The 18036-nt window shown below is 73.1% G+C and carries 17 protein-coding genes; 13 read left to right on the top strand and 4 right to left on the bottom strand.

Annotation, left to right across the window (positions count from 1 at the left end):
• Positions 1–110 precede the first annotated feature (110 nt).
• The 11 genes from ACIO9K_RS06340 to ACIO9K_RS06290 all read left to right on the top strand — a co-directional run bounded on the left by ACIO9K_RS06340 (position 111) and on the right by ACIO9K_RS06290 (position 12636).
• The gene (locus ACIO9K_RS06340) at positions 111–941 is read left to right on the top strand and encodes a hypothetical protein (protein WP_400327400.1); all 831 of its coding nucleotides are present in this window, start codon (positions 111–113) and stop codon (positions 939–941) included.
• 222 nt (positions 942–1163) lie between these two features.
• Positions 1164–1919: a YcnI family protein gene (locus tag ACIO9K_RS06335; RefSeq protein ID WP_363581470.1), complete on the top strand. Its 756-nt coding sequence runs from the start codon at positions 1164–1166 to the stop codon at positions 1917–1919.
• A 79-nt stretch (positions 1920–1998) separates the two neighbouring features.
• Positions 1999–2667, top strand: a complete 669-nt coding sequence (locus ACIO9K_RS06330) for an SCO family protein (RefSeq protein WP_363581472.1) — start codon at positions 1999–2001, stop codon at positions 2665–2667.
• A complete protein-coding gene (locus ACIO9K_RS06325) occupies positions 2664–3185 on the top strand; it encodes a copper chaperone PCu(A)C (protein ID WP_363581474.1) in 522 nt (173 codons plus the stop codon). Before ACIO9K_RS06330 ends, ACIO9K_RS06325 begins: the two co-directional genes overlap by 4 nt.
• A 13-nt stretch (positions 3186–3198) precedes the next feature.
• Positions 3199–5232 (top strand): FixH family protein, encoded by a 2034-nt coding sequence (locus ACIO9K_RS06320; protein ID WP_400327397.1) that lies wholly within the window; start codon positions 3199–3201, stop codon positions 5230–5232.
• A gap of 5 nt (positions 5233–5237) precedes the next feature.
• Entirely contained in the window at positions 5238–6575 is a 1338-nt protein-coding gene (efeB, locus tag ACIO9K_RS06315; protein WP_400327395.1) for an iron uptake transporter deferrochelatase/peroxidase subunit, read from the top strand.
• 141 nt (positions 6576–6716) lie between these two features.
• Positions 6717–7652: a prephenate dehydratase gene (gene pheA / locus ACIO9K_RS06310; protein WP_363581480.1), complete on the top strand. Its 936-nt coding sequence runs from the start codon at positions 6717–6719 to the stop codon at positions 7650–7652.
• A 537-nt stretch (positions 7653–8189) separates the two neighbouring features.
• Positions 8190–9464 carry a serine--tRNA ligase gene (gene serS, locus ACIO9K_RS06305; protein ID WP_400327393.1) on the top strand — a complete coding sequence of 425 codons (1275 nt, stop codon included), beginning with the start codon at positions 8190–8192 and terminating at the stop codon, positions 9462–9464.
• Positions 9465–9511: 47 nt separating this feature from the next.
• On the top strand, positions 9512–10387 hold the full coding sequence (locus ACIO9K_RS06300) for an HAD family hydrolase (RefSeq protein WP_363581484.1): 876 nt from the start codon (positions 9512–9514) through the stop codon (positions 10385–10387).
• Between the two features lie 140 nt (positions 10388–10527).
• Positions 10528–11259 carry a FadR/GntR family transcriptional regulator gene (locus ACIO9K_RS06295; protein WP_063351236.1) on the top strand — a complete coding sequence of 244 codons (732 nt, stop codon included), beginning with the start codon at positions 10528–10530 and terminating at the stop codon, positions 11257–11259.
• 66 nt (positions 11260–11325) lie between these two features.
• A complete protein-coding gene (locus ACIO9K_RS06290) occupies positions 11326–12636 on the top strand; it encodes a CynX/NimT family MFS transporter (protein ID WP_400327390.1) in 1311 nt (436 codons plus the stop codon).
• Positions 12637–12723: 87 nt separating this feature from the next.
• Here the strand turns inward: ACIO9K_RS06290 and ACIO9K_RS06285 are convergent, their stop codons facing one another.
• From ACIO9K_RS06285 to ACIO9K_RS06270, 4 genes are all read right to left on the bottom strand, one after another.
• Positions 12724–13443 (bottom strand): ABC transporter permease, encoded by a 720-nt coding sequence (locus ACIO9K_RS06285; RefSeq protein ID WP_063348377.1) that lies wholly within the window; start codon positions 13441–13443, stop codon positions 12724–12726.
• 76 nt (positions 13444–13519) lie between these two features.
• Complete coding sequence (locus ACIO9K_RS06280) at positions 13520–14437, bottom strand: ABC transporter ATP-binding protein (RefSeq protein ID WP_363621121.1); 918 nt, start codon at positions 14435–14437, stop codon at positions 13520–13522.
• A gap of 26 nt (positions 14438–14463) precedes the next feature.
• Positions 14464–15366, bottom strand: coding sequence for an ABC-2 transporter permease (locus ACIO9K_RS06275; RefSeq protein ID WP_363581492.1), 903 nt, complete (start codon positions 15364–15366; stop codon positions 14464–14466).
• Positions 15350–16312, bottom strand: coding sequence for an ABC transporter ATP-binding protein (locus ACIO9K_RS06270; RefSeq protein WP_363581494.1), 963 nt, complete (start codon positions 16310–16312; stop codon positions 15350–15352). Before ACIO9K_RS06270 ends, ACIO9K_RS06275 begins: the two co-directional genes overlap by 17 nt.
• Before the next feature lie 203 nt (positions 16313–16515).
• Between ACIO9K_RS06270 and ACIO9K_RS06265 the strand changes: the two genes are divergently transcribed.
• Both ACIO9K_RS06265 and ACIO9K_RS06260 read left to right on the top strand, forming a co-directional pair.
• Complete coding sequence (locus tag ACIO9K_RS06265) at positions 16516–16794, top strand: transposase (protein WP_400327387.1); 279 nt, start codon at positions 16516–16518, stop codon at positions 16792–16794.
• 956 nt (positions 16795–17750) lie between these two features.
• On the top strand, positions 17751–17897 hold the full coding sequence (locus ACIO9K_RS06260; protein ID WP_400327385.1) for a hypothetical protein: 147 nt from the start codon (positions 17751–17753) through the stop codon (positions 17895–17897).
• Positions 17898–18036 lie beyond the last annotated feature (139 nt).

Genomic DNA, 18036 nt, shown 5'->3' with positions numbered 1-18036 from the left:
TGCCGAGTGGCGCACTATCCGGCCTGCACGCCGCTGCCGAACGGGGCATTCGTAGGGATTTCCCACCCTGCCCACGCGGGCGAGGTAGGCGGTGAGATGATGTCTCGGCCATGACTGCCCTCCCCGCCGCCCCGCTCCCGGGCGCCCTCGCACCGGATGCCCCGGTGGGGGCCGCCGCCTGGGACCTGCGGCTTGCCCGGGCCGTCCCGTTCGCCCTGGTGTGCACGTTGATAGCGGCCGCCGGGCACGCCCTGGCGGGTGGCGGGAACGTGCCGCCGGCCGCGTTGGCGACGGGCTTCGCCGCGGTGCTGGTGCTCGCGGTGGCCTGCGGTGGGCGGGAGCGTTCGCTGACGGCCATCGCCGGTGCGCTGGGCGCGGGGCAACTCGGGCTGCACTGCCTGTTCCACAGCTTCAACGGCCATGCCGCGATCGGCGGCATGGCCGGCATGCACCACGGCGGCTCCGGTTCGCTGACCCTGCCGACCGTGGCGGGCCGGCTGATCTGCAACGAGGCGCGCCCCGGCACGCTGGCCGGCCTGCTGGGGAGCCCGACCGCCGAGCAGCTGGTCTCCTCGGCGGGCCTGGACCCGAACGCGTACGCCGTCGCCCCGTGGTGGCAGGGCGGCGTGTTCGGGATGACGCCGTCGATGCTGGCCGGGCACCTGGCCGCCGCGCTGGTCGCGGGCTGGTGGCTGCGGCGCGGTGAGGCGGCGCTGTGGCGGCTGGTGCGGGTGACCGCGTCGGCGGCCCGGGAGCACTGGGCGGCACCGCTGCGGTCGGCGCTGGTGCTGGTGGCGGCGTTGCTGCGCGGCCTGTTCGGCGCGGCCGGTCCGGCCCGCCGGTTCGGCGTCCGGGGCGGGGAGAGTCCGCTTCCGGCGGGTGCCGCGCTGCGGCACAGCGTGGTGCGGCGCGGTCCGCCGCTCGGGGCCTTCGCGTACTGATCCGGCTCCTGGCGCCCCGTTCGTGTCGGGCCCCGGTCGTGCGCAGCGTCCCGGGCCGGTCCCGCGTGTCCCCGACATCCCGTGTGTCCCCGACACGCCGACGGCCCCGTTCCGCCCCCACACGTCCCCAGCACGTCCCCACGCGCGGCCCCGCCGAGGCACGGTCTTCCCGTCGCCCGGACGCGGGCCGGTCCGCCGAGCTCCGATCGGAGACACCGCATCATGCGTTCCCTTCCCACCCGCCGTCTCGCCGCCGTCGCCCTCACCGCCGCCGCCTCCGTGGTGGCGCTGGCCGGTCCCGCGTTCGCGCACGTCACCGTGAACCCGGGTGCGGCCGCCCAGGGCGGCTACACGGCCGTCGACTTCCGGGTGCCGAACGAGAGCGACGCCGCCGGCACGGTGAAGCTGGAGGTCAACCTCCCGCTGGACCACCCGCTGGCCTCCGTCCGCACCCTGCCGCTGCCGGGCTGGACCGCGACCGTCGAGAAGGCGAAGCTCGACAAGCCGATCAAGGTGCACGGCAGCGACGTCAACGAGGCCGTCTCCAAGATCACCTGGACCGCCGACGCCGGCACCAAGATCGCCCCCGGTCAGTTCCAGGAGTTCCGGGTCTCGATCGGCCCGCTGCCGTCCGACGCCGACAGCATGGTCTTCAAGACCCTGCAGACCTACGACAACGGCGACATCGTCCGCTGGATCGACGAGTCCAAGGACGGCCAGCCCGAGCCGGCCCACCCGGCCCCCGTCCTGAAGCTCACCAAGGCCGCCGCCGGTGAGGACGCCCACGGCGGCGTCACCGCCTCCCCCTCCGCGGGCGCCCACGGCGACAGCTCCGACCACGCCGCGGCCCCGGCCGGCGCCAAGTCCAGCGACTCCACCGCCCGGGTGCTCGGCGTGGTCGGCATCGTGGTCGGCGTGATCGGCACCGCCGTCGGCGTGCTCGGCCTGCGCCGCCGGAGCAGCGGCTCCGCCTCCTGACCCACCCCGCCGGCGGGGCCGTACCCACGCCCCGGGTACGGTCCCGCCGGCGGTCCCACCCCGCACGATCGGATCTCCCATGCTCCGCACCACCCGCACCACCCGCCTGGCCGGCGCGGCCGCCGTCGCGCTCGCCGCCGCCCTGACGCTGACCGCCTGCGGCTCCTCCGGGGGCGGCTCGACCGCCGCCAAGGTCGTCCAGCAGAAGTCCGACTCGCCGTACCAGGGCACGGTGCTCACCAAGAACTTCGAGAAGCCCGACCTCCAGCTGACCGACACCTCCGGCCAGCCGTACGACCTGCGGCAGCAGACCAACGGCAAGACCACGCTGCTGTTCTTCGGCTACACCAGCTGCCCGGACGTCTGCCCGACCACCATGGGCGACATCGGCGTCGCGATGAAGGCGCTCCCGGCCGAGGAGCGGCAGAAGGTCAACGTCGTCTTCGTCTCCACCGACCCGCAGCGCGACACCCCCAAGGTGCTGCGCACCTGGCTGGACTCGATGGGCAGCGACTTCATAGGCCTGACCGGCGACCTGGCCAAGGTGAAGACGGCCGCCAGGTCGCTCGGCATCATGATCGAGGACCCGGTGGTCAACGCGGACGGCACCGTCACCTCGACCCACGGCGCGCAGGTGCTGGCCTTCCTCCCCTCGGACGACAAGGCGCACGTGCTCTACCTGAGCGGCACCGAGGAGAAGACCTACGAGCACGACCTGCCGCTGCTCGCCAAGGGGGTCGCGGCATGAAGGCCTCGACCGGCCACGCCCCGGCCGGCCGCGCGACCCTCGGCTTCCGGCGGACGGCGCTCACGGGCGCGGTACTGGCGACGGCACTGGGCGGCGGCGCCATCCTGGTCGCCTGCGGGGCAGGCGGGCAGGGCGGTGCCGGCGGCGGGGCGGCGAAGCTGAGCGTCGCCGACTCCTACATCCCGCTGCCCCCGGCCGGCGGGATGGCCGCCGGTTACCTGACCGTCCGCAACGACGGCGGGCAGGACCAGCTGGTCAAGGTGAGCAGCCCGGGCGCCGAGTCCGTCACCATGCACCGCTCGACCCCGTCGAGCATGGAGCAGGTCCCGAGCCTGGACGTGCCCGCGCACGGCGCGTTGGAGTTCGCCCGCGGCGGTACCCACCTGATGATCATGGGATGGCAGAAGGCCCCCGCCCTCGGCGACGAGCTGGAGCTCGACCTGACCTTCGCCAAGTCCGGCACCCTGTCGGTCAAGGTGCCGGTCAAGGAGCTCACCTACCGCCCCGGCCAGAGTTAAGGGGACCGCCAGCATGGAGAAGGCCGCCCACCGCCGCATCGCCGGACTGCTCGGGACGCTCGGCGCGCTGCTCGCGCTGATGCTCGCCGGCGCCGGACCGGCCGCCGCGCACGCCACCCTGGAGTCCACCGACCCGCACCAGAACTCGGTGGTCGCCACCGCCCCGCAGGCGGTCACGCTGACCTTCAGCGAGTCCGTGTCGCTGTCCAGCGACTCGGTGCGGGTGCTCGACCCGGCCGGCAAGGCGGTGGACACCGGCAACCCCGGGCACGCCGACGGCAAGGCGGACACCGCCCGGGTCGGACTGAACAGCGGGCTCGCCAACGGCACGTACACCGTCGCCTGGCGGGCCGTCTCGGAGGACTCGCACCCGATCGGCGGCGCGTTCACCTTCTCCATCGGCGCGCCCTCGGACACCTCGGTGTCCGCCACCGCGCTCCAGGGCGCCAAGGCCGACGGCCTGGTCTCCGCTCTCTACGGCACCGGGCGCACCGTCGCGTACGCGGCGTTCGCGCTGCTCGCCGGCGTCGCCGCGTTCGTGCTGATCTGCTGGCCGGAGGGCGCCGCCCGGCGCCGGATGCAGCGGCTGCTGATGACCGGCTGGGCGGCGCTGCTGGCCTCCACCGTCGCGGTGCTGATGCTGCGCGGCCCGTACGAGCGCGGTTCGGGGATCGGCAAGGCCCTCGACCTGTCGCTGGTGCGCGCCACCCTGGACGAGCGGATCGGCACCGCGCTGGCCGCCCGGCTGCTGCTGCTCGCGGCGAGCGGGGTGTTCCTGTCGCTGCTGGTCGGCCAGTTGGGGCAGCCGGCCCGGCCGGCGGTGCGGCCCGGCGGCGCCGGGAGCACGGGGAGCGCCGGGAGCACGGGGAGCGCCGGAGGCGCGGGCGACGAGGAGGCCGAGGAGGCCGAGCTGCGGGAGCTGGAGCAGCGCGCCGCCGAGCGGCCGCAGCGCGAGGCCCGGCTGGGCCTCGGCGTCGCCGGGCTGGTGCTCTCGATCGCCCTGGCGGCGACCTGGGTCGGCGCCGACCACGCCTCGGTCGGCATCCAGGTCTGGCTGTCGCTGCCGCTCGGCATGCTGCACCTGATCGCGATGGCGCTCTGGCTGGGCGGCCTGGCCGCGTTGCTGGTCGCGCTGCGCGAGGGTGTCGGCGCGCAGGTCGTCGACCGGTTCTCGAAGGTCGCCTTCGGCTCGGTCGCGGTGCTGGCCGCCACCGGCGTCTACCAGTCCTGGCGCGGCCTCGGCAGCTGGGGCGCGCTGACCGGCACCGAGTACGGGCGGCTGCTGCTGGTGAAGACCGGCTGCGTGGCCGTGATGCTCGGCGCCGCCTGGTTCTCCCGCACCTGGCTTGCCCGGCTGCGCGCGGCCCCGGCCGAGGCGGCGGAGGTCGAGCCGGCCGCTGTGCCGGAGCCGGTCGGCGTCACCGCCGCGCACTCCGAGGACCCGCTCCGGCAGGCCCAGCTGGCCCGCCAGCAGGCGGCCCGGGAGAGCGCCGGGCGCGAGCGCGGACTGACCCCGACCCGGGCCGGGCTGCGCCGCTCGGTGCTGGTCGAGGCACTGGTCGCGGTGGCGGTGCTGGTGGTCACCACGATGCTCACCAACTCCCCGCCCGGGCGGGTGGCGAGCGAGGTCAAGGCCGGTGCCGCCGCACCCGCCGCCGGACCGGCCGCCGGGGGCGCGCCCGCCCCGCAGACCGAGCCGGGCCGCACCGTGGAGCTCAAGCTCCCGTACGACACCAAGGGCCGCACCCCGAACGCCAAGGGGACGGCGACCGTCGCCCTCAACCCGGCCCGGACCGGTCCGAACGAGGTGCACCTCGCGCTGACCGGCGCGGACGGGCAGCCGGTGGACGTCCCCGAGGTGCAGCTCGCCTTCACCCTGCCGGACCGCGACCTCGGCCCGCTGCCGGTGGCGCTCACCCCGGAGGGCACCGGCCGCTGGAGCGGCACCGCGCAGCTGCCGCTGGCCGGCACCTGGGTGGTGTCGGTGCAGATCCGCTCCTCCGACATCGACCAGACCACCCCGACCCAGCAGTTCAAGATCGGCTGACCGCGATGGAGCACACCTCGACGGACCGCACCACGGCGGACCGCACCACGGCGGACCGGGCCACGGTGCCGAGGCCCGCAGCACAGGGTGCTCAGGCGCCCGGCCGCGCCGGCTTCACCCGGCGGGCCCTGCTCGGCACCGCCGGCGCCGGGCTGCTGGCCGGCGCCGGAGCCGGCGTCGCCGGGGCGGTCGCCCTGGACCGCCACCCCGGCGCGGCGCCCGCCGCCGGGCCGGGCGGCGCGCTCGGCGCGGCCCGGGTGCCGTTCCACGGCGAGCACCAGGCCGGCATCCTCGAACCCCAGCAGGCCCGGGTCCAGCTGGCCGCCTTCGACCTGGCCGAGGGCGCCGGCCGGGACGGGCTGCGCGCCCTGCTCCAGCGCTGGACGAAGACCGCCGAGCGGCTGACCGCCGGGGAGCCGGCCGAGGACGCCGACAACCAGGTGGCGCTGGACGCCGGCCCCTGCTCGCTCACCCTCACCGTCGGCTTCGGCGCCGCCCTGTTCGACAAGGCCGGGCTGGCCGACCGCCGCCCGCAGGCGCTCGAACCGCTGCCGCCCTTCCCCGCCGACGCGCTCGACCCCGCACGCGGCGACGGCGACCTGTTCGTCCAGATCGGCGCCGACGACGCCCTGGTGGCCGTGCACGCGCTGCGGGTGCTGCAACGCCAGGCGGCCGGCACGGCGGCGCTGCGCTGGCAGTCGGCCGGCTTCGCCCGTACGCCGGGTGCCACCGCGCGCCCGATGACCGGCCGCAACCTGATGGGCCAGATCGACGGCACCAACAACCCCCGGCCGGGCGAGGACGGCTTCGCCGCCAAGGTGTTCTGCACCGCCGGGCCGGACCAGCCGGCCTGGCTCGCCGGCGGCTCGTACCTGGTGTTCCGGCGGATCCGGATGCTGCTGGACAACTGGGAGGCGCTGCCGACCGACCGGCAGGAGCGGGTGATCGGGCGGCGCAAGTCGGACGGCGCGCCGCTCGGCGCACCCGCCGGGGCCGGCGAGCGCACCCCCGTCGACCTGGCCGCGCAGGGCCCGGACGGCGCGCTGGCGATCCCCGCCGACGCGCACGTCCGGGTGGCCGCCCCTGCCGCCAACGGCGGGGCGGCGATGCTGCGGCGCGGGTTCTCGTACCACGACGGCCTGCTGCCCGACGGCTCGCCGGACGCCGGGCTGCTCTTCCTCGCCTTCCAGGCCGACCCGCGCAAGGGCTTCACCCCGGTGCAGCGCAAGCTGGCCCGGGGGGACGGCCTCTCCCGCTTCCTGCGGCACGAGGCCAGCGGCCTGTACGCGGTGCCGCCGGGCGTCCCGGCCGGCGGCTACCTCGGCCAGCAGCTCTTCGAGTAGCACGCCCCCGGCGGTCTCCGGTCCCGGCGGTCTCCGCTCCCGGCCACCGAAACGCTTTCCTGGCCGGCGGGCGGAGTCGTTATGGTGACTTCTTCGGCAACACCCCTGCCCAGGTTCCCCCCTGTTTCCCACGGAGGCGTCATGTCGGCCACCCGCTACACCTACCTCGGCCCGGCCGGCACCTTCACCGAGGCTGCGCTGCGCACCCTGCCCGAGGCCGCGACCCGGGAGCTGGTGCCGCTGGCCTCGGTACCGCTGGTGCTGGACGCGGTGCGCGGCGGGGACGCCTCCGGGGCGTTCGTCCCGATCGAGAACTCGGTCGAGGGCGCCGTCACCGCGACCAATGACGAACTCGCTGCCGGTGCACCGCTGATGATCTACCGTGAGGTCCTGCTGCCGATCTCCTTCGCGCTGCTGGTGCGGCCGGGCACCGACCTGGCGGGGGTCAAGACGGTGACCAGCCACCCGGTGGCCCAGGCGCAGGTGCGCCGCTGGCTGGCGGCCAACCTGCCGGACGCGCAGTGGGAGTCGGCCGCCTCCAACGCGGACGGCGCCCGGCTGGTCGCCGAGGGCCGCTACGACGGGGCGTTCGCGGGCGAGTTCGCGGCGCCGATCTACGGCCTGGACCCGCTGGTCAAGGACATCGCGGACGCGCAGACCGCGACCACCCGGTTCGTCCTGGTCGGCCGCCCGGGCCGGGTCTCCTCGCCGACCGGCGCGGACAAGACCTCGATGGTGGTCTGGCTGCCGGACGACCACCCGGGCGCGCTGCTGGAGCTGCTCCAGGAGTTCGCGGTGCGCGGGGTCAACCTGATGCGGATCGAGTCGCGGCCGACCGGCGAGGGCATCGGCAACTACTGCTTCCTGATCGACTGCGAGGGGCACCTGTCCGAGCGCCGGGTGGCGGAGGCCCTGATGGGGCTGAAGCGGATCAGCCCGCAGGTGCGGTTCCTCGGCTCCTATCCGCGCGCCGACCGGCAGGTCTCCACGCACCGGCGGCCGGGGACCTCGGACGACGATTTCACGGCCGCCGCCGACTGGCTCTCCCGGTGCCTCGACGGGCGCGGCGACATCTGATCCACGCGAGGGCATCGTGACGACATCTGATCGATGCCCTTTGTCTTTCCGCCCTTTTCCGATCGTTTCCTCCCGGCCGGACGGAAGGGGGCGGGTGACCGCACCCTTCGTCCACAGGGGCCCGCGGCGCCGGAACCCGCCATCCACAGGGGCGGGGACTATCCACAGCCGAAAGTTATCCACAGGCCTGGGGATGAGTCGACAAACCGGTATAGCCACTGCAGGTTTCGGTCGGATCATTGGTTAGCGGCGTAGAGATGACTAATCGGACCAGAGTCACCCGTGTGCCAGCAAATCACCCGTATGAGTGCTTCAATTCCCTCACCCGAGAAGGTCAAATGAGGTTTGAAACCTCAATTCCCTGGCTTCGGTGATCGGAGGGCCAACCTCCCCTTCAATCCACAGGCACCGCCCGGATCCTGTGGATAACCCCGGCCCCGCCCGTTCCCCACAGAAGTTATCCACAGGATCCGGGCGGTTATCCCCAGGGGAAAACCCGTACCGGTGGATGAGCCTCCGCCCGGTACGCTTGGGCCTGTGATTGACCTTCGCCTGCTTCGTGAGGACCCTGACCGAGTGCGCGCCTCGCAGCGCGTCCGTGGCGAGGACGTCGACCTGGTCGACGCCCTCCTCTCCGCCGACGAACGGCGCCGGTCCTCGGGCAGTCGCTTCGACGAACTGCGCAGCGAGCAGCGGATGCTCGGCAAGCAGGTCGCCCAGGCCAAGGGCGAGGAGAAGGCCGCCCTGCTGCAGCGCACCAAGGAGCTGGCCGCCGAGGTCAAGGCCGCGGACGCCGAGCAGGGCGCGGCCAAGGAGGAGGCCGATCGCCTGCTCCGCTCGCTGGCGAACCTCATCGACCCGGCCGCCCCGGTCGGCGGCGAGGAGGACTTCGTCACCCTGGAGGAGATCGGCACCCCGCGCGACTTCGCCGCCGAGGGCTTCGAGCCGCGCGACCACGTCGAGCTCGGCCAGATCCTGGGCGCGATCGACACCGAGCGCGGCGCCAAGGTCGCCGGCGCCCGCTCCTACTACCTGACCGGCGTCGGCGCGCTGCTGGAGCTCGCCCTGGTCAACATGGCCATCGCCCAGGCCACCGCGGCCGGCTTCATCCCGATGATCACCCCGACCCTGGTCCGGCCCGCCGCCATGGACGGCACCGGCTTCCTCGGCCAGGCCGCCGAGAACGTGTACCACCTCGCCGAGGACGACCGGTACCTGGTCGGCACCAGCGAGGTCCCGCTCGCCGCGTACCACATGGACGAGATCCTCGACGCCGAGAAGCTGCCGCTGCGCTACGCCGGCTACTCGTCCTGCTTCCGTCGCGAGGCCGGCACCTACGGCAAGGACACCCGCGGCATCATCCGCGTCCACCAGTTCGAGAAGGTGGAGATGTTCGTCTACACCACTCCCGAGGACGCCGAGAACGAGCACCGCCGCCTGCTCCAGTGGGAGAAGGACTTCCTCAACGCGCTGGAGCTGCCCTACCGGGTGATCGACGTCGCCTCCGGCGACCTCGGCGCCTCGGCCGCGCGCAAGTTCGACATCGAGGCCTGGATCCCGACCCAGGGCAAGTACCGCGAGGTCACCTCGACCTCCAACACCACCGAGTACCAGGCCCGCCGGCTCGCCATCCGGATGCGCGAGGAGGGCAAGACCCGCCCGCTGGCCACCCTGAACGGCACCCTGGTCGCCGTCCCGCGCACCATCGTGGCGATCCTGGAGAACCACCAGCAGGCCGACGGCTCGGTGGTCGTGCCCGAGGCACTGCGGCCGTTCCTCGGCGGGCGGACCGTCCTCGAACCGGTCAAGTAGCACCGCGCCACCCGCACCACCCGCAACTCCCGGGAGACGTACGGCCCATGAGCACCACCAGCCCCAGCCCCGTCTCCCCCAACGGTGAGCGCCCGAGCGGTGAGCGCCCGAGCGGTGGCGACCTGCCCTACCGGCTGGTCGCCACCGACCTCGACGGCACCCTGCTGACCAGCACGGAAACCGTCTCCGAGCGCACCCGCGCCGCCCTGGCCACGGCCACCGGCGCGGGCGCGCTGCACATCGTCGTCACCGGCCGCTCCGCCGCCTGGGCCCGCCCGGTCTTCGACGAGATCGGCTACACCGGGATAGCCGTCTGCGGCCAGGGCGCCCAGGTGTACGACGCCGGCGCGCACCGGCTACTCACCTCCCTCACCCTGGACCGCCGGCTCGCCGCGCTCGCCATCGCCAAGATCGAGGCCGAGACCGGCCCGCTGGCCGTCGCCGCCAACCAGGACGGCCTGGACGGCCAGGTGCTGGCCGGCCCCGGCTACGAGCTGCTGATCGGCTCCGACCTCCCGGTCGTCCGGGTCGACCGCGACCAGCTGCTCGACGCCCCGGTCAGCAAGCTCTACATCCAGCACCCCGGCCTGACCGACGACGCGCTCGCCGAGGCCGCCCGCCGCGTCGCCGGGGACCTGGTCGGCGTCGTGATGGCCGGCGCCGGAGTGGTCGAGCTGCTGCCGCTGGGCCTGTCCAAGGCCACCGGGCTGGCCGTCGCCGCCCGCCGCCTGGGCGTCCGCGGGGCCGACACCATCGCCTTCGGCGACATGCCCAACGACGTGCCGATGTTCGGCTGGGCGGCCCGCGGCGTGGCGATGGCCAACGCCCACGAGGAACTGCTCGCCGTCGCCGACGAGGTCACCGCGAGCAACGACGAGGACGGCGTCGCCGTCGTCCTGGAACAGCTCTACCCGGGCGTCTAGGCCCTCCTCCTCCCGACCTCGCCGTAGTGTTCGGCGGGGGTTCACCTCCAGTTGTAGGATGACCGGGCAAGCGGTTGTAGGATGACCGATGACCGACGTTGACCAGCGGCGCGGTGACCGACAACGAAGGGAGTACCGGCATGACCAACGACGGCAACAGCCTCCAGGCGGCCGGACGGCGCTCCCTGGTGGACACCGCGATCGACCAGCTGCGCGAACAACTGGCCGGCGGCGTCTGGCCGGTGGGATCGCAGATCCCCACCGAGCACGAACTCGCCGAGCGGCTCCAGGTCGGCCGGAACACCGTCCGGGAGGCGATCCGGGTGCTGGTGCACGCCGGCATGCTGGTCTCCCGCCAGGGCGAGGGGACGTTCGTCCGCTCCACCAGCGACCCGGCCGCCGTCCTGCGCGGCGTCCAGCGCTCGGGCATCCGGGACGTCCTGGAGGTCCGGGCCGCACTGGAGACCGAGGCCGCCCGGCTGGCCGCGCTGCGGCACACCCGCGAGGACGTCGAGCGGATGCGGGCCGCACTGGCCCGCGAGGCCGAGGTGATCGCCTCGCACGCCGAGCGGACCGACCGCGAGGCCACCGTCGAGCACGACCTGGAGTTCCACACCGCCATCGTCGAGGCCGCGCACAACCCGGCGCTCACCGAGGTCTACCGCTACTTCGGCGCCTCCGTGCGCGAGTCGATGACCTCGGCCTTCGGCGACCACGACATGCCCGAGGTGGCCGTGGCCACCCACGCGGCGCTGGTCGACGCGATCGAGAGCGGCGACCCGGACCGTGCCGAGGCCGCGTGTCGTGCGCTGCTCGCCGAGCCGACCGCGGCCGTCGAGCAGCTCCTCGCGGCCATCGCGGCCCGGAAGTGACGTAGGCACCCGCCTCCCTTCCGTCCTCCGCGCCCTCTCGCACATTCACGAAAGAACAGCACACCCATGGCCGTCACCCGTGCCCAGCAGCCGGTTGCCACCACGTCCCTCCCGCTTCCCGTCCGCACCCGGCTGGCCCACCCCGCGCTGCTGCTGACCGGCATCCTGCTGGTCGCGCTGAACATGCGCGCCTGCCTGGCGGCGGTGTCGCCGATGGTCGGCGAGATCCAGCGGACCTTCGGACTCTCCGCCACCGCGAGCGGACTGATCACCACCGTGCCGGTGCTGTTCCAGGGCGTCGGCGCCCCGCTCACGCCCCGGCTGACCCGGCGGTTCGGCACCGAACGGGTGGTGCTGGGCGCGGTCCTGGTGCTGGGCGCGGGCGTGCTGCTGCGGGTGCTGCCCTCGGTGGCGGCGCTGTACGCGGGCTGCGTGGTGATCGGCGTGGCCATCGCGGTGCTGAACGTGTCGATGCCGGGCCTGGTGAAGCGGGAGTTCCCGGACCGGGCGGCGGCGATGACCGGCGTCTACTCGACCACCATGCTGGTCGGCGCGACCCTGGCGGCCGGTCTGTCGGTGCCGCTGGAGCACGCCCTCGGCGGCGGCTGGCAGGCCTCGCTGGGCACCTGGTCGCTGCTCGCGCTGATCGCCGCGGTGGCCTGGCTGCCGCAGGTGCTGCGCTCCCGGCAGGAGCGGGCGGCGGCGTCCGGGGCAGCGGCGTCCGGGGCAGCGGCGTCCGGGGCAGCGGCCCCTGCCGGTCCTGCGGCCGGTCGTGTGGCCGGTCGTGTGGCCGAGAAGCCGATCGAGGGCATCTGGCGCTCGCCGATGGCCTGGCAGATCAGCCTCTTCATGGGCATCTCGTCGCTGCTGGTGTACACCCTGGTCGCCTGGATGCCGACCATCCTGGCCGACCACGGCATGGACCGCGGCGAGGCCGGTCTGGTCTTCGCCTTCTCCAACCTGGTGCAGGTCGCGGGCGCCTTCCTGGTGCCGCTGCTGGCCGGCCGGATGACCCGCCAGCGCGGGCTGGCGGTGGCCATGGCCGGGCTGAACGGCCTCGGCATCGCCCTGCTGCTGATCGCGCCGGTGTCCGGCGCCTGGGTGTCGGCGACCATCCTGGGCGTCGCCCAGGGCGGTTCGCTGGGCCTGGGCCTGGCCTTCATCGTGCTGCGCACCGGCAGCGCGGCCGGCGCCGCCCAGCTGGGCGGGATGTCGCAGGCGGTCGGCTACCTGGTCGCGGCGGCGGGCCCGGTCGGCGCCGGCGCGCTGCACCAGCTCACCGGCGGCTGGACGGCCACCCTGGTGCTCATGCTGGTGCTGGCCACCGTGGTCGGCGCGGCCGGCTGGGGCGCGGGCCGCAACCGGACGCTCGGCTAGCACCTCCGCTCGGGCCGACCCCGACTGCCTCGGGTCGGCCCGACTGCCCCCGGTCGGCCCCGACTGCCCCGGGTCGGCCCCGTCCGGCTACTCCTCGGCGGCCAGGGTCAGTCCGGCCAGCTTCACCGAGGCCAGCACCGTCGCCGCCACGGTGACCGCCAGCAGCAGCGGGACGGCCACCCCGAGCGAGACGTCGGCGCCGATCGCGGCGTCCCCGGCGACCGCCTCGGCCACCGACCGGCCCCACTGCTGGACGCTCAGCGTCCGGGCGCCCGACACGAAGTTGCCGATCAGCGACTCCCAGACCAGCGCGTACCCCAGCCCGGCCACCACCGCGTGCCGGGTGACCACGCCGAGCAGCAGGAACAGCGCGCTGTACGCCGCCCCGGCGACCAGCACGGCCACGGTGTAGCCGAGCGCGATGCCGTCCCTGGTGCCGATCAGCAGCAGGCCGCAGAGCAGCGTCGGGAGGGCGGCGAACACCCAGGTGGTGCCGATCGCGACGACCAGCTTGGTGGTGACGATCTTCCACCGCGGCAGCGGCTTGGCCAGCAGGTAGACGATCGAGCCGTCGTCGATCTCGGTGGCGATCACGCCGGTGCCGACGACCAGGCCGAGGATCGGCACCAGGGTGCCGAGGCCGAGCTGCCCGAGGATCTTGACGGTGAGGTCGTGCTCGTTCCCGCTGGCGGTGCCGCTCGCGACGGCCGAGATGACCAGCAGCAGGGCGGGGACCACCAGCAGCAGGAGGCCGCGGCGGCGGCCCAGCAGGCCGCGCAGGGTCAGCCTGGCGACGGTCGGGTTCATGGTCGGTCGGCCCTTTCCTGGGTCCGGTACGGGAGTTCGGTGGCTCGGACGCCGGGCCTCACGCGGACGCCGGGCCTCACGCGGACACCAGGTAGGAGAAGACGCTCTCCAGCGACTCGTCCGCCGGCGAGACGGTGTACAGCCGGATGTCCGCCTCCCGGGCGACCCGGGGCAGCAGGGTGGTGAAGCCCTGGAAGTTCACCGCCTCGATCCGCAGCGCCCGTTCCCGCGCGTCCACCTCGACACCGGTCGTGGAGCCGTCGGCGATCAGCGCGGCGGCCAGCCGGCGGTCGTCGCTGGAGCGGACCAGGTAGCGGTGCGGCCGGTCGGTCATCAGCCGGCGGATCTTCCGGAAGTCGCCCGAGGCGGCGTGCCGGCCGGCCACCACGACCTCGATGTGCCGGGCCAGTTGCTCGACCTCCTCCAGGATGTGGGAGGAGAACAGCACCGTCCGGCCGTCCGCGCCGAACCGGCGCAGCAGCTCCATCAGCTGGAGCCGCTGGCGCGGGTCCATGCCGTTGAACGGCTCGTCGAGCAGCAGCACGGCCGGGTCGTGGACCAGCGCGGAGGCCATCTTGACCCGCTGCTTCATGCCCTTGGAGTACGTCCCGGTGCGGCGGTCCTTGGCGTAGGCCATCTCCACCAGGTCCAGGGCGCGCCGGGCGGCGGCGCCCGGGTCGGCGAGACCGTGCAGTTCGGCGTTGGCGAGCACGAACTCCCAGCCGGTCAGGTAGTCGTACATCGACTCCCGCTCCGGGACCAGGCCGATCTGCCGGTACACCTGCTGGTTGCGCCAGATCGGCGCGCCGTCCAGGGTGACCGCCCCGCTGGAGGGCGAGAGGAAGCCGCTCATCATGTGGATGAGGGTCGACTTGCCCGCGCCGTTCGGACCGAGCAGGCCGGTGATGCCTGGGCCGATCGTCATACTGATGTCGTTGACGGCGACCACGTTCCCGAACCAGCGGGAGACCTTGTCGATGGTGATGGTGGCCATGACGCCCTCTCAAACTCCTCGGTTCATCAGACGCTGCGGTAGCGGCGCAGCAGCAGCCCGTACGAGCCGGACACCATCGCGAGGACGGCGGCGGTGAAGACGACCACGCCGAGCCCGCCGGGCGCGTGCATCCGGCCGTCCATCCCGCCGACGTCGAAGAGCTGGTTGGTCAGGCTCTCCACCAGGTCGTTCGGCGACAGCAGCGCGATCCACTGGGCGGAGTCCGGGACGGTGAGCTCGGTGGCGGTGCCGATCCGGGTCAGGATCGCCACCACGGCCGTGCTGATCGCCAGGTAGCCCATGATCCCGGCCACCCCGAAGCCGCGGCGCGGGGTCGCGGCGGCGACCACCAGCGCCACCGAGGTCGGCACCAGGGAGTACAGCAGGGCGGCGACCAGGCCGGACAGGAAGTGCCCGGTGTTGTGCCCGAAGTCCAGCCCGCCGAGCAGCGCCCCGATGTAGAGGACCAGCAACGGCGCCGCCATCAGCAGGAACTGGGCGCTGACCATGGCGGCGAACTTGGCCCGGACGTAGTCGGCGCGGGTGATCGGGCGGGAGAAGTACAGCGGGACGGTGTGGTGCCGGAGATCCCGGGAGAACAGCACCGGCGCCTGCGAGGCCAGGAAGATCGACACGACCAGCACGAACGAGGACAGGTACCGCGGGTAGTCCAGCGGCAGCTCCTTCGCGCTGGTGGCGAGCGCGATCGCCACCATGACCACGGCCGGCATCGTGACCACGCCGAGCACCAGCATCGGCAGCACCTTGGACTTGCCGGAGCGCCCGAGCCCGTACGCGGCGCGCAGGCTCTGGGTGAACAGCGAGCGGGTGGCGTAGGCCCGGCCGAGCCGGGGCCCGGTGTAGCCGCGGTAGCCGATGTCGTGGATGACGCCGGTGTCGGCGGACCTGGTGTCAGGAGGCAGCGACATCGTCCGTCCCTCCCCTGTTCTCGTCGGTGAAGAGTTCGGCGACCCGGTGGCGGCGCTGCTCCAGCCGGACCAGGCCGAGACCCAGGCCGGCGACGGTGTCGCGGATGGTGTCGTAGGTGTCGTCGCCGGCCAGCCGGACCAGCAGCAGGTGCGAGCCCTCCGGCTGGACGGACAGCCCGGCGGCGGCCAGCCGTTCGCGGACGGCGTCGCCCGGCTCCGGGACGGCGTCCTGCGGGTGGTCCGTCACCTCGACCGCCAGGACGGCCGTCGCCTCGGTGAAGGAGGCGGTGGAGGAGGAGCGCAGCAGCTTGCCGCCGTCGATCACGACCAGGTGGTCGCAGGTGCGCTCCAGCTCGCCGAGCAGGTGGGTGGTGACCAGCACCGAGATCCCGAAATCGGTGTGCACCCGGCGGATCAGGCCCAGCATCTCGTCCCGGCCGGCCGGGTCGAGGCCGTTGGTCGGCTCGTCCAGCAGCACCAGCTTCGGGTCGTGCACCAGCGCCTGGGCGAGCTTGACCCGCTGCTTCATGCCGGTCGAGTACCCGCCCATCGGCCGGTACCGCTCCTCGTACAGGCCGACATGCCGCAGGGTGTCCGCGGTGCGCTCACGGGCGGCGGTGGCCGGCAGCCCCGCCATCCGCGCCATGTGCACCACGAACTCCGTCGCCGACACGTCGGGGGGCAGGCAGTCGTGTTCGGGCATGTAGCCGACCCGTTCGCGGATCTCCGGGCCCCGGGTGGCGACGTCCAGGCCGAGGACCTCGCCGCGGCCGGACGTCGCCGGGGCGAGGCCGAGCAGGATCTTGATGAGGGTGGACTTGCCCGCCCCGTTGGCCCCGACCAGCCCGACCACCCCGGGCCGCACCTCGACGGTGAGCTGGTCGAGGGCGGTGACCCGGGGGAACCTCTTGGTGAGGCCGTCCGTCTTGATGACAGCAGTGGACACCTGCTCAACGTAACGGGCCTACGCGCCAAGGGCTATGAGCTGGAATGACGAGCCCGTCTGCTGCTGCGGTATGACGCCGCGGAGGATCTCCCCTAAGGGGCGGAGCACCTCCCCCTCAGGGTCAGGACGTCCTCGTCGCCCGTGCGGAGGCCGGCCACGCGGTATCCGGCGGCGACGACATCGGGGCGGCGGTCTTCGGACTGTTGGAGCTCTCGGATGCCTTGCTGTGCGCCGATGGTCCGGTCCGCGCCCTGGTCGAGCTGGCCCTGGCGCCGGAGCACCGGCGCTCGCACGCTTCCCTCTACGCCGCCTTGAACCGGGGAGACCTCGACGCTGATCGTCTTCGGGCCGCGATCGCGGCCCGAAGCGTGCCCCGCGGCGCCGGACCCACCATGACCCGGCCGCGAACCCCGGCCTCTACGACGTGCCGCTCCTCACCGTCGGCCCTAACTCTTGAGCCTGCTCAGTCAGGCATGACCTGACAGGGCTGGCTCCAAGGTGCCCGCGAGGACGACGACGGACGGCACCGCCGCACATTCGGCTGCTTCACCCGCGAGCAGGTCCCGGAAACCCTGCGGCTCACTCGAAGAAGCCACATTGGGGACGCTTTCCGACTTAGATCCCATAAAACCAAGTGTCGACCAAGCATTAAAGCATCATATTTCGGTCATCCGAACTTGAATCCCGTCTCCAGGGGTGGCAATGACACAGCCCGCATGCAGTCTCTACTCCTTCACTGCTGCTGCCGGACGTCTCGCTTCCACCGACACGCCCAGCCGTCAGGTCCGGCATTTCCCACCAGGACCGGGGTCTCGCCTGATCTCCCATCGCCGTCACCTCGAAGCACCGACACATCGGTAATGAGCCATTCCGTGCCGGACTTTTCCATGGTCCGCGAGGCACTCGGAGGGGACGTTTCCATTGGGCCACGAGCTGATCGCCGACGCTCGCTCAGGGCGTCGAGCAGCTCGATTGATCGGTTTGGCATGGATTCCGATCGTCTGCACTCGATGCGACCCATAGGCATCTTCACCCCGATTCGATCTGCCATCGAACGGTCATCGAATTGCCCTTCGACGTCGGCTTGTTGGCATCGCACGGCGCAAAATCTCGCTGTACTTGATCTCGATGTGGCGCCATTCTCACCGTAAGCAAACATGCATGCTATTCAGTGGGCTTGCCCGCACATGTTTGCCCTTGAGGGCCCCTGCCGATGAGCGGGAGCCAAGGTGAGAACTAGGGAGGGATCATGCGAAGGATGGCAACCGCCGTGGCCACAGCGATGTTGAGCCTCGCGGCAGTCGGTATCGGGAGCGGGACGGCCCAAGCGGATGTCTGGGGCGGCTACGACACCCGAGACGGTGGAGTGGGCCTTCGGAGCTGCGCGTCGCAGAGCTGCAGCCTGAAGGGCCGCGGCTACGCGGACCAGAAGGCAAACATGTTGTGCTGGGGCTTCGGGCAGACCGTCAACGGCGACCCCAAGTGGAACCACCTGGACCACTACCTGGCCGACGGCAGCTACTTCGGTGACGCATACAGCGCCCAGAACTACCTCTGGTGGAACGGCGTAGTTCCCCCCTGTTAGTGGTCGGGGGAGACTTGTCGTGGGGGGGGGCCCCCCCGCCGGGGGGGGCCCCCCGGGGGGGGGGGGGGGGCGGCCGCGCGGGGGGGGGGGTGGGGGGGGGGGGGGGGGGTGGTCGGGCCCCGGCCCGCCCGCAGCGCCG

It is taken from the genome of Kitasatospora sp. NPDC087271 (genome assembly GCF_044744605.1).
GTDB lineage: Bacteria > Actinomycetota > Actinomycetes > Streptomycetales > Streptomycetaceae > Kitasatospora.
This window is presented reverse-complemented; position numbering and strand designations above follow the sequence as displayed.

Bases quoted from the DNA above. Each gene is read 5' to 3' on its own strand.
- ACIO9K_RS06320 (WP_400327397.1), top strand. From the start codon at position 3,199: ATGGAGAAGGCCGCCCACCGCCGCATCGCCGGACTGCTCGGGACGCTC.
- ACIO9K_RS06275 (WP_363581492.1), bottom strand. From the start codon at position 15,366: ATGTCGCTGCCTCCTGACACCAGGTCCGCCGACACCGGCGTCATCCAC.
- ACIO9K_RS06325 (WP_363581474.1), top strand. From the start codon at position 2,664: ATGAAGGCCTCGACCGGCCACGCCCCGGCCGGCCGCGCGACCCTCGGC.
- efeB (WP_400327395.1), top strand. From the start codon at position 5,238: ATGGAGCACACCTCGACGGACCGCACCACGGCGGACCGCACCACGGCG.
- ACIO9K_RS06290 (WP_400327390.1), top strand. From the start codon at position 11,326: ATGGCCGTCACCCGTGCCCAGCAGCCGGTTGCCACCACGTCCCTCCCG.
- ACIO9K_RS06280 (WP_363621121.1), bottom strand. From the start codon at position 14,437: ATGGCCACCATCACCATCGACAAGGTCTCCCGCTGGTTCGGGAACGTG.
- ACIO9K_RS06300 (WP_363581484.1), top strand. From the start codon at position 9,512: ATGAGCACCACCAGCCCCAGCCCCGTCTCCCCCAACGGTGAGCGCCCG.
- ACIO9K_RS06285 (WP_063348377.1), bottom strand. From the start codon at position 13,443: ATGAACCCGACCGTCGCCAGGCTGACCCTGCGCGGCCTGCTGGGCCGC.
- ACIO9K_RS06335 (WP_363581470.1), top strand. From the start codon at position 1,164: ATGCGTTCCCTTCCCACCCGCCGTCTCGCCGCCGTCGCCCTCACCGCC.
- pheA (WP_363581480.1), top strand. From the start codon at position 6,717: ATGTCGGCCACCCGCTACACCTACCTCGGCCCGGCCGGCACCTTCACC.
- ACIO9K_RS06330 (WP_363581472.1), top strand. From the start codon at position 1,999: ATGCTCCGCACCACCCGCACCACCCGCCTGGCCGGCGCGGCCGCCGTC.
- ACIO9K_RS06340 (WP_400327400.1), top strand. From the start codon at position 111: ATGACTGCCCTCCCCGCCGCCCCGCTCCCGGGCGCCCTCGCACCGGAT.
- ACIO9K_RS06295 (WP_063351236.1), top strand. From the start codon at position 10,528: ATGACCAACGACGGCAACAGCCTCCAGGCGGCCGGACGGCGCTCCCTG.
- ACIO9K_RS06260 (WP_400327385.1), top strand. From the start codon at position 17,751: ATGTTGTGCTGGGGCTTCGGGCAGACCGTCAACGGCGACCCCAAGTGG.